Genomic DNA, 15322 nt, shown 5'->3' with positions numbered 1-15322 from the left:
GAGCGCCTGAATGATCCCCGCCCTCCTGCTGCTCGCGCAAGCGGCCGACCCCATCTCTGCCGCCATCGCCACGATGACGCCCGAACAGAAGGCCGCGCAGCTGCAAAGCACCGCGCCCGCCGATCCCGCGATCGGCCTGCCCGCCTATGACTGGTGGAACGAAGGCCTCCACGGCCTCGCCCGCGACGGCCAGGCAACCGTCTTCCCGCAGGCAATCGGCCTCGCCGCCACCTGGGACACCGATCTGCTGGATAAGGTCGGCACCGTCGTCTCGACCGAGGCGCGCGCCAAGTTCAATGCGCAGCCCGTCACCGCCAACCGCCGCATCTACCAAGGCCTCACCATCTGGTCGCCCAACATCAACATCTTCCGCGATCCGCGCTGGGGCCGTGGACAGGAGACGTACGGCGAGGACCCGTATCTCACCGGCACATTGGGCGTCGCCTTCGTGCAGGGCCTGCAAGGGCCGGACCCCGCCCACCCGCGCGTCGTCGCCACGCCGAAGCACTTCGCCGTCCACAGCGGTCCCGAAGCCGGTCGCGACAGCTTCGACGTCGATCCGTCCCCACGCGATCTCGAAGCGACCTATTTCCCCGCTTTCCGCCGCACGATCACCGAAGGCCGGGCGATGTCGCTGATGTGTGCCTATAACAGCATCCACGGCGTCCCCGCCTGCGCCTCGTCGCCGCTGATAAACGAGCGTCTGCGCCGCGACTGGGGCTTTACCGGCTTTACGGTGTCGGACTGCGACGCGGTCGGCAACATCAGCAGCTATCACCATTATCGGCTCGACACCGCCGGTGGCGCGGCGGCGGCGGTACGCGGCGGCACCGACGTCAATTGCGGCAGCGCCTATGCCGCGTTGCCCCAGGCGTTGAAGCAGGGCCTGATCACCCAGGCAGAGGTCGACACCGCACTTACCCGCGCCTTCCGCGCGCGCCAGGCGCTGGGCATCGCGTTCGGCGGCACCAGCCCGTACAGCCGCATCCGCTCTGATCAGGTCGGCACGCCCGCCCATCAGGCGATCGCGCTCGACGCGGCACGCAAATCGATCGTGCTGCTCCAGAACAACGCCGACCGCCTGCCGCTGAAGGCCGGCGCGAAGATCGCGGTTATCGGCGCCGACGCCGACGACCTCGGCGTGCTTCAGGGCAATTACCACGGCACCGCGATCCGTCCGGTCACCCCGCTCGACGGCATCCGCGCGCGCTTCGGCGCCGCCAACGTCAGCTATGCGCAAGGCTCCGCGCTCGCCGACGGCGCGGCGGTCGTCGTCCCCGAAACCGCCTTGCGCGCGGGCGGCAAGCCCGGCCTGCGCGCCGATTATAGCGGTACCGCGTCGGTCACCCGGCAGGACCGCCGCATCGACCTCGACTTCAACCGCGCGCCCGTCGCGCCGGGCCTGCCCGTCGGTCCGTTCAAGGCGAGCTGGACCGGCGAGTTCGTGCCCCCCGGCCCCGGCCAGTACCGCCTGATCATCGACCAGTCGCAATGCTGGAAGGACTGCACCACGCACGACAGTGCCCGCGTCACGCTGGGCGGCAAAGTGCTGCACGACGGCCCGCTGCCCAAGGGCCGTGTCGAGATGACGGTGGACAGCGACGGCACGCCGCAACCGATCGCGATCACGCTGGACCATGTGTCGGACGACGAAAGCTTCCGCCTGCTTTGGATGCCGCCCGCCCAACCGCTGCTCGACCAGGCGGTGGCGGCGGTGCGCGACGCCGACCTCGCAATCGTCGTCGCCGGCCTGTCGCCCGATCTGGAAGGCGAGGCATTGTCCGTGTCCGTCCCCGGCTTCGTCGGCGGCGACCGTACCGACATCGCGCTGCCCCTGCCCCAGCAACGCCTGCTCGCCGCACTGAAGGCGACCGGCAAGCCGATCGTCCTCGTCCTCAGCAGCGGCAGCGCGGTCAGCGTCGATCCCACATCCGCCGACGCGATCCTCGCCAATTGGTATCCGGGCGAGGCCGGCGGCACCGCGCTTGCCGACGTGCTGTCGGGCATCACCAACCCCGGCGGCCGCCTGCCCGTCACCTTCTACCGCGCCACCACCGACCTGCCCGCCTTCATCGACTATGCGATGAAGGAGCGGACCTACCGCTACTTCACCGGAACGCCCCTGTGGGGCTTCGGCCACGGCCTCAGCTACACGCGTTTCGGCTATGCCGCCCCCCGCGGCGCTGCCAGCATCGCCGCCGGCCAGCCGCTCAAAGTCGAGACCACCGTCACCAACACCGGCCCGCGCGATGGCGACGAGGTCGTCCAGGCCTATCTCGTCCCCCCCGCCCCCACCCGCCCGCTCGGCAGCACGGAGGCGGTGCTGCAACGCCAGCTCGTCGGCTACCGCCGCGTGAACCTGAAGCGCGGCAAGGGCATGGCCGTCGCCTTCACCCTCACCCCCCGCGACATGAGCATCGTCGACCACGACGGCCGCCGCCACGTCGCGCCGGGTGCCTACCGCCTCTACGTCGGCGGCGGCCAGCCCGGCGATGGAGCGGGCCAGTGGTTCGACTTCGCCGTGACCGGCACCGACACGGACCTGCCGAAATGAGCCGCGACCTCTCCCCCCCCACCCCGTCACCCCGGACTTGTTCCGGGGTCCACCCATCCGCAAGGGGCGGGCCAGAGCTTCTTGCCTCCCCCCCAGCCGCGAAGTGGACCCCGGACCAAGTCCGGGGTGACGGTGGAATTGGGGCGTACGTCCCGAGCCTCAACCGCCGAAGCCTGCTCACCGCCGGCGCGCTGGCAAGCGTGGGGATAGCCACCCCCGCCTTCGCCGCACCCGCCTTCCCCAGCAAGCGCCCCGCCCCCGCCGATCGCCGCTTCACCAGCCCCGCGGTCGAGCGCGATCTCACCCGCGTCGCAAAACAGATCGGCGACCCGAAACTGCGCTGGATGTTCGGCAACTGCTACCCGAACACGCTCGACACCACCGTCCGCATGAGCACCATCGACGGCAAGCCCGACGCCTTCGTCATCACCGGCGACATTCCCTGCCTGTGGCTGCGCGACAGTTCGGCGCAGCTCAAACCCTATCTCCACCTCGTCAAAACCGCGCCCGAATTGCGCCGCCTGTTCACGGGCCTCATCGCCCGTCAGGCGCGCTGCATCCTGATCGACAGCTACGCCAACGCGTTCATGGAAGACCCGACGGCGAAATCGAACCTCGAATGGTCGCTGCACGACGACACCGTTATGAAGCCGGGCGTCGCGGAGCGGAAATGGGAGGTGGATTCGCTCTGCTACCCGATGCGCCTCGCCCATCAATATTGGCGCGCCACCGGCGACAAGACGCCGTTCGACGCGACTTGGGCCGCCGCCGCGAAGCGCAGCATCGCGACCTTCCGCGAACAGCAGCGGATGGACGGCCACGGCCCCTATAGCTTCCGCCGCTCCGCCCCCCAGCCGACCGAGACGCTCCTGTGGGGCTATGGCAACCCCACCAGGCCCAACGGCCTGATCCATTCGGGCTTCCGCCCGTCGGACGATTCCTGCACCTATCCGATGCTGATCCCCAGCAACCTGTTCGCGATGACCGCACTGCGCGAACTCGCCACGGTCGCGCAGGAAACCGGCAATGACGGCGGCATCGTCCGCGATGCGACGCAATTGGCGCTCGAAATCGAAAGCGCGCTAGGCCGCTTCGGGACGATGCGCCTGCGCGACGGGCGCGAGGTCTGGGCCTATGAGGTCGACGGCTTCGGCAACGCGCTGTTCATGGACGACGCCAACGTGCCCTCGCTGTCGGGCCTCGCCTATCTCGGCTGCGTCGATCCCGCCGATCCGCTGTGGCAGCGCACCCGCGACGCCTGCTGGAGCGACACCAATCCCTGGTTCTTCAAAGGCACGGCGGGCGAAGGCATCGGCGGCCCGCATGTCGGCGAAGGCCAGATCTGGCCGATGTCGCTCACCATCCGCGCGCTGACATCCACCGACGACGCCACGATCCGCGCCTGCCTGAAGACGCTGCGCGACACCGACGGCGGCACCGGCTTCATCCACGAAAGCTTCGACCGGAACGATCCCGCCAAGTTCACGCGGAGCTGGTTCGCCTGGGCCAACGGCCTGTTTGCGGAGCTGATCCTCCATCTGGCGAAGACGAAGCCCGCGATCCTCAAGGAGACCTTCTGATGCCACCCTCACCCTTCGCCGCCTTCGGCGTCTTTTCCCTCTCCCACCGGGAGAGGGAGGGAGCGGCGCAGCCGCGGAAGGGTGAGGGTGTAACCCGCCGCGCCTTGCTTGCCTCGGCCGCCGCGGCAACGTTACCCCTCCCCGCCTTCGCCGCGACCGCCGCGCCCACCCGCGCCAATCTCTTCATCGGCACCGGCGGCCACGGCCACACTTATCCCGGCGCGACCGTCCCGTTCGGCATGGTGCAGCTCTCCCCCGACACCGATGTCGAGCGCTGGGACGCGTGTTCGGGCTATCACCGCACCGACACGTCGATCATGGGCTTCAGCCACACGCATCTGTCCGGCACCGGCATCGGCGACATGCTCGACGTGCTGGTCGTGCCGACACGCGGCCCGGTGAAGCTCCTCCCCGGCCCGCTCGACAACCCCGACGCCGGCTATCGCCAGCGCTTCACCGCCGAACATGCCGAACCCGGCTATTACCGCGTCGCGCTCGAAAGCGGCGTCCGCGCCGAGCTCACCGTGACGGAGCGGACCGGCTACCACCGCTACACCTTCCCCGCCGGCCCCGCACACGTGCTGATCGACCTGTCGCACCTGATCCTCGACAAGAGCGATCATCCCCCGCTCGTCACCGACGCCAGCCTCGACATGGACGCCGCCGGTACGCTCACCGGCAGCCGCACCGTCAACCGCTGGGCCAAGGGCCGCCACATCCACTTCGCGATGCAGCTGTCGCGCAAACCCGACCGCGTCACCTTCTACGGCGACGCCGATGCCGAACAGCCCAAGGGCGCGGCTGGCGTGAAGGGCAACCGCGTCAAGGCCGTCCTCCATTACGACGACGCCGGCAGCGCCCCGCTCGTCATCCGCTGCGGCATCTCCGGCGTCGACGTCGCTGGCGCCCGCGCCAACCTCGCCGCCGAGGGCAACAGCTGGGACTTCGACGCCGTCCGCCGCGCGGCGCAAGGCCGCTGGACCCGCGAACTTGGCGCGATCGGCGTCGAAGGCGGCACCGAGGATCAACGCACGATCTTCACCAGCGCGCTCTACCACGCCCTGCTCGCGCCGACGCTCTTCTCCGACGTCGACGGCCGCTACATCGGCCTCGACCGCAAGCCGCACACCCTCCCGCAGGGCAATGCCGCCTACAGCACCTTCTCGCTGTGGGACACGTATCGCGCGCTCCATCCACTGCTCACCATCGTTGCGCCCGACAAGGCGCAAAGCCTCGTCGCCGACCTCATCCGCCAGACGCAGCAGAGCCCCTACGGCCCGCCGTGCTGGCCGCTGCAGGGCGTCGAGACGGGCACGATGATCGGCTGGCACGCCGTCTCCGTCCTCGCCGAGGCGCAGAAGAAGGGCATCAAGGCCGATTACGCCGCCGCCTGGCCCGGCATCGCCAAACGCTCGTTCGACTTCTCGGCGCCCGACCTCGACAACAGCAAGGGCCGCGACCTCTACGACACGATGGGCTACGTGCCCGCCGACAAGCTGTTCGAAAGCGTCAGCCGTACGCAGGAATATGCGTATGACGACTGGGCGTCGTCGCACCTCGCCCGCGCCGCCGGCAAGACGGCGGAGGCCGACCGCCTGCTCAAACGCTCGCGCAACTGGCGCAACGTCATCGACGGCTCGATCGGCTTCGCCCGACCGCGCTTCGCCGACGGCAGCTGGTGGACGCCCTACGATCCCATCCAGCTGGGCCACATGCCCAAGCCCTGGTGGCGCGACTATACCGAGGCGAACGGCTGGCAGGCGACCTTCCTCAACCAGCACGACATCTACGGCCTGATGGAGCATATGGGCGGCGAGGCGAAATTCGAACGCCAGCTCGACGCCTTCTTCACCGCGCCCTCGACCTTGCCCGCCAACGCGCCGCCCGACATCGCCGGCCTCGTCGGCCAGTATGCGCACGGCAACGAACCCGACCAGCACGCCGCCTATATGTACGCCTACACCGGCGCGGCGTGGAAAACGCAGGCGATGGTCCGCCGCCTGTGCACCGAGATGTACAAGAACGACCCCGACGGCATCATCGGCAACGACGATTGCGGCCAGATGAGCGCGTGGTTCGTCCTGTCGTCGCTCGGCTTCTATCCGGTCGATCCGGTCGAGGCGGTATATGTTTTCGGCTCTCCGCTCTTCGAACGCGCGCAGATCGCGCTGCCCGGCGGCAAGAGCCTGACGATCGAGGCGCCGGGCAACACCGCCGACACGCCCTACGTCCGGTCGATCACCTTCAACGGCCGCCCCTGGACCAAGAACTGGATTTCCCACGCCGACCTGATGAAGGGTGGCCGCCTGGTCTTCACGATGAGCCGCACGCCCGTAAAGACCTTCGGCCAAGCCAAGGCCGACCGCCCGCCCTCCAACGGCCGGCAGATGGCGTGATCCCTCACCCCACCCACTCCGTCACCCCGGACGTGTTCCGGGGTCCACTCCGCGGCGAGGGGGTCGGTCAAAGCCTCCAGCCGTGGCCCCGCGGCCCGGTGGACCCCGGAACGAGTCCGGGGTGACGAACCGAATGCCGCCCACTCCCGCTCTACCCAATACCCGGAGCCACCCCGTGACCGACCTCTCCCGCCGCACCCTGATCGCCTCCGGCCTCGCCGCGAGCGCCGCCACCGCCGCCCCCTCTTTCGCCGCGACCCCGGTCGCCGCCCCCAAGCCTTGGGGCGCTACGCCCTCAAAGCGTCAGCTCGCGTGGCACAAGCGCGAACGCTACGCCTTCGTCCATTTTTCGATCAACACCTTCACCGATCGCGAATGGGGCTATGGCGACGAAAGCCCCAAGCTGTTCAACCCGACCGATTTCTCCGCCGACCAGATCGTCGCTGCGGCGAAGGCCGGCGGCATGACCGGCATCGTCCTCACCGCCAAGCATCATGACGGCTTCTGCCTGTGGCCGACGATGCTGACCGACCATTGCATCCGCAACAGCCCCTACAAGAACGGCAAGGGCGATATCGTCCGCGAAATGGAGCAGGCGACGCGCCGCCACGGCCTGTCGTTCGGCCTGTACCTCTCGCCCTGGGATCGGAACCACGCCGGCTACGGCCGCCCCGAATATATCGACTATTATCGCAAGCAGGTGGTCGAACTCTGCACCCGCTACGGCGAACTCTTCGAATTCTGGTTCGACGGCGCCAATGGCGGCGACGGCTATTATGGCGGCGCGCGCGAAACCCGCACGATCGACGCGCCGAAATACTATAACTGGCCCTCGATCATTGCACTGGTCCATCAGCATCAGCCGATGGCCTGCACCTTCGATCCGCTGGGCGCCGACATCCGCTGGGTCGGCAACGAAGACGGCATCGCTGGCGACCCCTGCTGGCCGACCATGCCCGACCACCCCTATGTCCAGTCCGAAGGCAACAGCGGCGTACGCGGCGCGCCCTTGTGGTGGCCGGCGGAAACCAACACCTCGATCCGCCCCGGCTGGTTCTACCACGCCGACGAGGATTCGAAGGTGAAGACGCCCGCGCGCCTGATCCGCTTCTTCGATGAATCGGTCGCGCGCGGCACCAACATGCACCTCAACCTGCCGCCCGATCGCCGCGGCCGCCTGCCCGATCATGACGTCGCGGTGCTCAGGAGCTTCGGCGATGCGATCCGCGGCAGTTTCGCGACCGACCTCGCGACCGGCGCCGTCGCCAGCGCCTCGGCCACCCGCGGCCCCGCCTTCGCGCCCGCCAAGGTGCTCGACGGCAACCGCGACACCTATTGGTCGACACCCGACGGCGTCACCACACCGACGCTGACGCTCGACCTGCCGCCCGGCCGCCGCTTCGACCTGATCCGCATCCGCGAATATCTGCCCCTCGGCGTCCGCGTCACGCGCTTCGCGGTCGAGGCGGAGGTCGGCGGAGCGTGGCAGCGGCTCGCCACCCACGAATGCATCGGCGCGCAGCGGATCATCCGGCTGCCCCAGCCGATCACCGCCCGCCGCGTCCGCCTCGTCATCTTCGAAGCGCCCGCCTGCCCGGCGATCAGCGAGCTGTCGCTGTTCCTCGCCGTCGCGCCGGTTCCGGTGGCCGCACCGCCCAGCCATGATGCCGCGGTCCTGTCGCCGCGCGACTGGAAGGTCGTCGCCGCCACCGCGCCCGGCGCCGAAGCCTTGCTCGACGGCGACGGCTCCACCGTCTGGAGCCAGCTCGCGCCCACCACGACACCGGCGTCGGTCACGCTCGACATGGGCAAGACGCAGACGGTGGCCGGCTTCAGCCTCACCCCCTGGCGCCACCCCGACAAGGTCAGCGCCCCGCCCCGCGGCTATCGCGCCGAAACCAGCACCGACGGCAAGACCTGGACGCCGGCGGCGGAGGGCGAATTCCAGAATATCGCCTACGCCCTCTCGACGCAGCGCATCCCGTTCACCAGCCCCCGCCCCGTCCGCTACCTGCGCCTCACCTTCGCCGCGACCGCGGTTCCGGCGCAAAAGCTGGCGATCGCCGACGTGGGCGCATTCACGCGCTAACCCCCTCCGTCAACCCGGCCGAAGAGCCGGGGTCCCGCTTCTTCTTCGGCCGACGAACGAAAAGCGGGACCCCGGGTCAAGCCCGGGGTGACGGAGAGGCGGGATGACGAAGTAGGGAGTGACGAGGCGATCGGGACTAAATCCCCTCCGGCACCACCGCACGCCCCGTCGCCTCCAGCTCCCGGGTCAAATCCGCGAGACACCGCTCGACCAACCCCGCATCCGCGCTGCGCACGACGAAATTCGCCCCCGTCCGCCCCTCACGGAAGAACGGATAGCTGCCGATCGACACGCCCTCATGCGCCTTCTCCGCGTTGCGCAACAGATCGGCGACCTCGCTCTCGGCGACCCAGCAGCCGATCGTCCCCGACACCACCGGCCGCCCGCCTTCCAGCGTTCCGGTCAACGCATCCAGCATGCCCGCGGTGATATGCGGCACGCCCGCCATGATGTAGATATTCGCGACCTGTATCCCCGGTGCGCCCGACACGCGATTGGGGATCAGCCCCGCCCCCGCCGGCACCCGCGCCATCCGCGCCCGCGCCTCGGTCAGTCCGCCGCGCGTCGCATAATATCGCTCCAGCGTCGCCATAGCGTCAGGATGGTGCTCGACGCCCACCCCCAGCGCCTCGGCGATCGCATCGACGGTGATGTCGTCATGCGTCGGCCCGATCCCGCCGGTGGTGAACAGATAGTCGTTGCGCGCCCGCAGCGTGTTCACCGCCTCGACGATGGCCGCGGTCTTGTCCGCCACCACGCGCACTTCGGCCAGCCGGATGCCCTGCACGTTCAGCCAGCTGGCCAATTGCGCGACATTCTTGTCCTGCGTGCGCCCCGACAGAATCTCGTCGCCGATGACGACCAGCGCGGCGGTCCAGATGCGTTCCTGCTCCATGTGACCCGCTTTACCTCGCAAAATGACGCTCGCCACGCTATATACGCTCGATGACCGAATATGTGACCGTCACCTCCGACGCGCCGGAAGGGCGCACCGGCGCGATCAAGCTCCACGGCCCCGCCGCCTTCGCCGGCATGCACAAGGCCGGACGCCTCGCCGCCGAAACGCTCGACATGCTGGTGCCGCACATGGTGCCGGGCGTCACGACCGCCGAGCTCGACCGGCTGATCTACGACTTCGTCACCGCGAACGGCGGCGTGCCCGCGACCCTGGGCTATCGCGGCTATACGCATTCGACCTGCATTTCGATCAACCACGTCGTCTGCCACGGCATCCCCAGCGACAAGACGCTGAAGTCGGGCGACATCGTCAATGTCGACGTCACGCCGATCGTCGATGGCTGGCACGGCGACACCAGCCGCATGTACCTGATCGGCGACGTCCCGCTGAAGGCGAAGCGGCTGGTCGAAGTGACCTACGAATGCCTGATGCTGGGCATCGAACAGGCCAAGCCCGGCAACCACATGGGCGACGTCGCGCATGCGATCCAGCGCCATGCCGAAAAGCACCGCTACGGCGTCGTCCGCGATTTCTGCGGCCACGGCCTGGGGCTGCTGTTTCACGACGCGCCCGAAGTCGTCCATGTCGGCAAGCCCGGCACCGGGCCCGAACTCAAGCCCGGCATGATCTTCACGATCGAACCGATGATTAACATCGGCCGCCCCGACGTGAAGCTGCTCGACGACGGCTGGACCGCGGTAACGCGCGACCGCTCGCTATCGGCGCAGTTCGAACATTCGATCGGGATTACGGACGAAGGCTGCGAGATCTTCACGCTATCGCCCGCCGGCTTCCACCAGCCGCCCTACGCCTGATCCCTGTCACCCCGGACGTGTTCCGGGGTCCACCGGGCCGCAGGGGAATGGCCGGAGCCTCCAGCCACCCCCTCGCCGCAGAGTGGACCCCGGAACACGTCCGGGGTGACGAAGAGAGAGGGCAAGCGGCGCCGACCCTCGCCAACGCCGCCCCGCCCCCTCACCTGACGTCCAGCATCACCACCGACTTCGCCGGCAGCGCCACGGACAGCAGGCCGTTCGCCCCCAGGCTCGCACCGGTGAACGCCACCGGCTTCAGCGTATCGGGCGCATCGAAGGTATTGTGCGCATCCATCGTCGGCGCGGTCAGGATGCGTCCCGTCACGCTCTTGCCCGCCAGCCCGGCCAGCTGGACGGTCACCGTCGTCGCCCGGTTGGGATCGACGTTGGTCAGCCCGACATGCACGACGCCATCGGTGCCGCGCACTGCGCTCGCGCTGACCGCGCGCACCTCATATGTGCCACGCGTATACCAGTGCGAGGCGACCTCGACCGGCAGCACCGTGCCGTCCTGATAATCCTTGTACATGTCGAACACCCAATAGGTGGGCGTCCGCAGCATGCGGTTGCCGTCGGTCAGGATCATCGCCTGCAGCACGTTGACCATCTGCGCAATGTTCGCACCGCGCACCCGGTCGGCATATTTGGCGAAGATGTCGAGGTTCAGGCTCGCCACCACCGCATCGCGCAGGCTGTTCTGCTGATACAGGAATCCCGGATGCGATCCCGGTTCCTGATCGTACCAGGTGCCCCATTCGTCGACCAGCAGCGCGACCTTCTTCTTGGGATCGTATTTGTCCATGATGCGCGAATGCTCCTGGAGCAATTCGTCCATCTTGAGCGCCTTGGATATCGTCACCGCCCACTCGTCTTCGCTGAAGCCGGTCGCCGCGCCCTTATGCTCCCAGCTGCCAGGGACGGTATAATAATGGACGCCGATGCCCTGGATCATGGTGCCCGCCTTGCGCATCATGACGTCGGTCCAGTTATAGTCGGTCGAATTCGCGCCGCTCGCGATCTTCATGATCGGCACGCCTTCGGGCGTCTTGACGAAGGTCGCGAACTTGCGCGTCTCGTCGGCGGCATAGTCGGGCAGCATGTTGCCGCCGCAGCCCCACAATTCGTTGCCGATGCCGAACATCGGCAGCTTCCACGGCGTCTTGCGGCCGTTGGCGGCGCGCTCCTTGGCCAGCGTCGATCCGGTCGGCGAGGTCATATATTCGACCCACTCCGCCATCTCGCGCGGCGAGCCGGACCCGACGTTGCCCGACACATAGGCGTCGGCGCCGAGCATCTCGGAATAATCCATGAATTCGTGCGTGCCGACGGCGTTATCCTCGGTCACGCCACCCCAATGGGTGTTGATCTTGACCGGGCGCTTGTTGCGTGGGCCGATACCTTCGCGCCAGATGTACTCGTCGGCGAAGCAGCCGCCCGGCCAGCGGACGACGGGCACCCGGATCGCCTTCAGCGCGTCGAGCACGTCGGTGCGATAGCCGCGGACGTTGGGGATCTTGCTGCCGGGCCCGACCCAGATGCCGCCATAGATGCCGGTGCCGAGATGCTCGGCGAACTGGCCGAACAGGCGGCGATCGTATTTGGGCCCCGGATGGTCACCGCGCACCGATACGATATCGGTCGGCCCCGTCGCTGTCGCGTCCTGCGCGTCCGCCGCCACCGGCACCGCCGCCGCCAGCGCAGAGCATAGCAGCAGCCTCAGCATCGTCTTCATGCATCTCTCCCCGACGCGTTCCTGCGCGCTGGGGCCATGACTATCGGCCTACATCCGGCCCGTCAATTTGTTAGACAAAAGGAGGTTCAGCGCCGTCCGCGCCGGCTTTCGGCCTGCCGCGCCGCCGCGATCGTATCCACGACCAGCTCGTAATGCGCTGGCGAATAACCGGCCGCCAGAAAGGCCTTCACCTCGGCGGAGGCAATCGCATAGCCGCGCTTCCAGCTCAGCACCGCGACCCGACGCAGCGCCTCCAGCTTGGGATCGGCCAGCATCGGGCTGATCCGCACGCCGAACACCAGCTCCAGCCCGCGCGACAGCCGCCCCGGCGGCCGCAGCGTCGACAGGCCGTCACCGCGCGCAAGGCCGATCACCGACCGCTCCAGCTCGCTCAGCACCGGGCGGTCCTCGGTCGGCGCCGTCACCCGTGTGGCGTCCGCGGCCAGCCCCTGCGCGCTCACGCGGGCATAGCCGGCATTGCCCGGTTCGGCGAAAGCGAGAAAAGCCATGGTGTCACTCCCTTTTACCCGAGCCGCAGGCCTCCCGTCCGCGCCAAAGGGCACGGTGCGCGCTGCATCGTCAGTGTCGTTCGATCGAGATGGCGAAGGCTCTTCATCCGGCGCTGCGGTCCCTCGCAACATGAATGCCTCGTCATCTTCTATACCAAGCGGTATAAAAGCGGATCACGGCGCCGTCAACGGCTTTCGTACCGGTCGGTATTAAAAGAATGGTGCCCTGGCCGACCCTGGGGATCGCGCCGATTTTCACCCCTAGCCCCGCCCCTGATGTGCGATGGGATACGCCCGCGATCCCAACGCGTTACCTGTCATCCCACGACAGGAGGCACCGATGCCCGACACCAGCAAGGTCGATCCCGACCGCGACACGACCGGCAATCCCTTCGATCGCGATGCCGGCCGCTACGGCCTGGACTATCACCGCGACCGCGAATCCGACCTCGGTCGCCAGACCCCCAGCGGCACCGTCGCCGCCCGCCCCGGCGATCCGCATCCGCCGCAAGACCCGAACCTGCCGCCCGAAAACGGCCTGCGCGCCTCGTTCGACCCTCAGACCGGCGCGGTCCATGGCAGCGGCAGCGGCGCCGGCGGCGGCAACCCCGGCGAAGACTTCAGCAGCGATGCGGCGGCCGGCGACGGTTACCCACAGACCGGCGGCGAAGGACGCGACAAAGGCGGCGACACCGACCTCGGACCGCCACACTCCCAGGAATGACGGCGGCGGAGGGATCTGGCCGCGCCTTCGGCGCAGACGCGACCTTGGTAGAGGCCCGCCCCTCGCACACCCCACTCCGTCATGCCGGACTTGGTCCGGCATCCACCGGGCCGCAGGGGGATGGCAAGAGGCTCGAACCACCCCCCTCGCCGCAGAGTGGACCCCGGAACAAGTCCGGGGTGACGGAGCGCGTGAGGCGTACGAAATCAACGACGAAAGCTAAGCGCTCACTGCATAACCCCGAAACGCACCCAACGCGCCGACCGCCCCTACTTCAGCGGAACGATGACCTCATCCGGATGCGCCACGTTCAGTTCCTTGCGCACCATTTCATCGACCATATCCGGATTGGCGTGGTCGGGATCCAGCAGAGCGACGCGATTCTGCAGGACCGTCCGCTTCTGGTCGAGCGAGGCATATTGCACCTCCCGCCGCGCCAGCTGCTTCTTGTAATCGCCATAGGCCAGGATGCCGTTCGGCCCCAGCACGGCATAGGCGCCGAAAAACGCCATGATCGTAAAGCCCAGCGCGGGCAGCGCGGCACGACGCATGACCTTGCGGAACGCGGTCGATGGGTTCGACCGCCCTCCGTTCGTGCCTTTCCGTGCCGTTACCGCCCGCGCCATGGTTTACATCCTCGCTTGCATCCCGTTCGGGATCAAGCCTTCAGAACGCTCCGGCCCGCATATCGTGCCGAGTCGCCCAATTCTTCTTCGATGCGAATCAGCTGGTTGTACTTGGCGAGACGGTCCGAACGGGCCAGCGAGCCGGTCTTGATCTGGCCGCAGTTGGTGGCGACCGCCAGATCGGCGATCGTCGCATCCTCGGTCTCGCCCGAACGATGGCTCATGACGGCGGTGTAGCGGTTGCGCTGCGCCATGTTCACCGCTTCCAGCGTCTCGGTCAGCGTGCCGATCTGGTTGACCTTCACCAGCAGCGAATTGGCATAGCCGCCCTCGATGCCGCGCTTCAGGCGCTTGGGGTTGGTGACGAACAGATCGTCGCCGACCAGCTGCACCTTGTCGCCGATCAGATCGGTCAGCGCCTTCCAGCCTTCCCAATCGTCCTCGCTCATGCCGTCCTCGATCGAGAAGATCGGGTAGCGACGGGTCAGGTCGGCGAGATATTCGGCCATCGCGCCGCTTTCGAGCACCTTGCCCTCGCCCGAGATATTGTAGCGGCCGTCCTTGTAGAATTCGGTCGCCGCGCAATCGAGTGCCAGCATCACGTCGTCACCCGGCGTATAGCCCGCCTTCTCGATGCTCTGCATGATGAAGCCCAGCGCCTCTTCGGTGCTGGCGATGTTCGGCGCGAAGCCGCCCTCGTCGCCCACGCCCGTCGCCAGACCCTTGTCGTGCAGCGCCTTCTTCAGTGTGTGGAAGATTTCCGATCCGCAGCGCACCGCCTCCAGAATGTTCTCCGCGCCGACCGGCACGATCATGAATTCCTGGAAATCGATCGGGTTGTCTGCGTGCTCGCCGCCGTTGATGATGTTCATCATCGGCACCGGCAGCACGTGCGCCGACACGCCGCCGACATACTTGTACAGCGGCATGCCGCGCGCTTCCGCCGCCGCCTTCGCCGCCGCCAGGCTGACGCCCAGGATCGCGTTCGCGCCCAGGCGCCCCTTGTTCTCGGTGCCGTCCAGCTCGATCATCGCTGCGTCCAGGTCGGCCTGATCCTCGGCATCCATGCCGATCAGCTTTTCGACCAGCTCACCGTTCACCGCCTCGACGGCATCGTCGACGCCCTTGCCATCCCAGCGGCTCTTGTCGCCGTCGCGTTTTTCGACCGCCTCATGCGCGCCGGTCGACGCACCCGAGGGCACCGCCGCGCGGCCGAAGCTGCCGTCCTCCAGCAGCACGTCGACCTCCACCGTCGGGTTGCCGCGGCTGTCGAGGATCTGCCGGCCATGGATGTCGATGATTGCGGTCACGTAACGATGCTCCTACCTCTGGGGCTCAG

General features: G+C 67.9%; 11 protein-coding genes. 6 read left to right on the top strand and 5 right to left on the bottom strand.

Going from position 1 to position 15322, the window contains the following annotated elements; genetic code table 11:
• Window positions 1-10: 10 nt before the first annotated feature.
• The 4 genes from GGR47_RS04035 to GGR47_RS04020 all read left to right on the top strand — a co-directional run bounded on the left by GGR47_RS04035 (window position 11) and on the right by GGR47_RS04020 (window position 8619).
• Entirely contained in the window at window positions 11-2554 is a 2544-nt protein-coding gene (locus GGR47_RS04035) for a glycoside hydrolase family 3 C-terminal domain-containing protein (RefSeq protein WP_147036036.1), read from the top strand.
• A 200-nt stretch (window positions 2555-2754) separates the two neighbouring features.
• On the top strand, window positions 2755-4134 hold the full coding sequence (locus GGR47_RS04030) for a glycoside hydrolase family 125 protein (RefSeq protein WP_371859733.1): 1380 nt from the start codon (window positions 2755-2757) through the stop codon (window positions 4132-4134).
• Window positions 4134-6530, top strand: coding sequence for a GH92 family glycosyl hydrolase (locus tag GGR47_RS04025; protein WP_147036037.1), 2397 nt, complete (start codon window positions 4134-4136; stop codon window positions 6528-6530). The genes GGR47_RS04030 and GGR47_RS04025 overlap by 1 nt, the downstream gene beginning before the upstream one ends.
• Window positions 6531-6705: 175 nt before the next feature.
• The gene (locus GGR47_RS04020; protein WP_147036038.1) at window positions 6706-8619 is read left to right on the top strand and encodes an alpha-L-fucosidase; all 1914 of its coding nucleotides are present in this window, start codon (window positions 6706-6708) and stop codon (window positions 8617-8619) included.
• A 136-nt stretch (window positions 8620-8755) separates the two neighbouring features.
• Here the strand turns inward: GGR47_RS04020 and GGR47_RS04015 are convergent, their stop codons facing one another.
• Complete coding sequence (locus GGR47_RS04015) at window positions 8756-9514, bottom strand: competence/damage-inducible protein A (RefSeq protein WP_147036039.1); 759 nt, start codon at window positions 9512-9514, stop codon at window positions 8756-8758.
• Between the two features lie 50 nt (window positions 9515-9564).
• Here GGR47_RS04015 and map point away from each other — a divergent pair, with 50 nt between their 5' ends.
• Complete coding sequence (gene map / locus GGR47_RS04010; RefSeq protein ID WP_017978094.1) at window positions 9565-10392, top strand: type I methionyl aminopeptidase; 828 nt, start codon at window positions 9565-9567, stop codon at window positions 10390-10392.
• Between the two features lie 160 nt (window positions 10393-10552).
• Here the strand turns inward: map and GGR47_RS04005 are convergent, their stop codons facing one another.
• Both GGR47_RS04005 and GGR47_RS04000 read right to left on the bottom strand, forming a co-directional pair.
• The gene (locus GGR47_RS04005; protein ID WP_147036040.1) at window positions 10553-12124 is read right to left on the bottom strand and encodes an alpha-N-arabinofuranosidase; all 1572 of its coding nucleotides are present in this window, start codon (window positions 12122-12124) and stop codon (window positions 10553-10555) included.
• A gap of 86 nt (window positions 12125-12210) precedes the next feature.
• A complete protein-coding gene (locus GGR47_RS04000) occupies window positions 12211-12633 on the bottom strand; it encodes a hypothetical protein (protein ID WP_147036041.1) in 423 nt (140 codons plus the stop codon).
• A 340-nt stretch (window positions 12634-12973) separates the two neighbouring features.
• Between GGR47_RS04000 and GGR47_RS03995 the strand changes: the two genes are divergently transcribed.
• A complete protein-coding gene (locus GGR47_RS03995; RefSeq protein ID WP_147036042.1) occupies window positions 12974-13357 on the top strand; it encodes a hypothetical protein in 384 nt (127 codons plus the stop codon).
• A 269-nt stretch (window positions 13358-13626) separates the two neighbouring features.
• On the opposite strand, the gene GGR47_RS03990 is transcribed toward GGR47_RS03995, so the two are convergent.
• Complete coding sequence (locus tag GGR47_RS03990; protein ID WP_018251114.1) at window positions 13627-13983, bottom strand: FtsB family cell division protein; 357 nt, start codon at window positions 13981-13983, stop codon at window positions 13627-13629.
• 32 nt (window positions 13984-14015) lie between these two features.
• Window positions 14016-15293 carry a phosphopyruvate hydratase gene (gene eno, locus GGR47_RS03985; protein WP_147036373.1) on the bottom strand — a complete coding sequence of 426 codons (1278 nt, stop codon included), beginning with the start codon at window positions 15291-15293 and terminating at the stop codon, window positions 14016-14018.
• Window positions 15294-15322 lie beyond the last annotated feature (29 nt).

The sequence above is a fragment of the Sphingomonas aquatilis genome, from assembly GCF_014196115.1.
GTDB lineage: Bacteria > Pseudomonadota > Alphaproteobacteria > Sphingomonadales > Sphingomonadaceae > Sphingomonas > Sphingomonas aquatilis.
The sequence above is the reverse complement of the archived record's forward strand: the minus strand, read 5'-3'. Positions and strand labels throughout refer to the sequence as shown.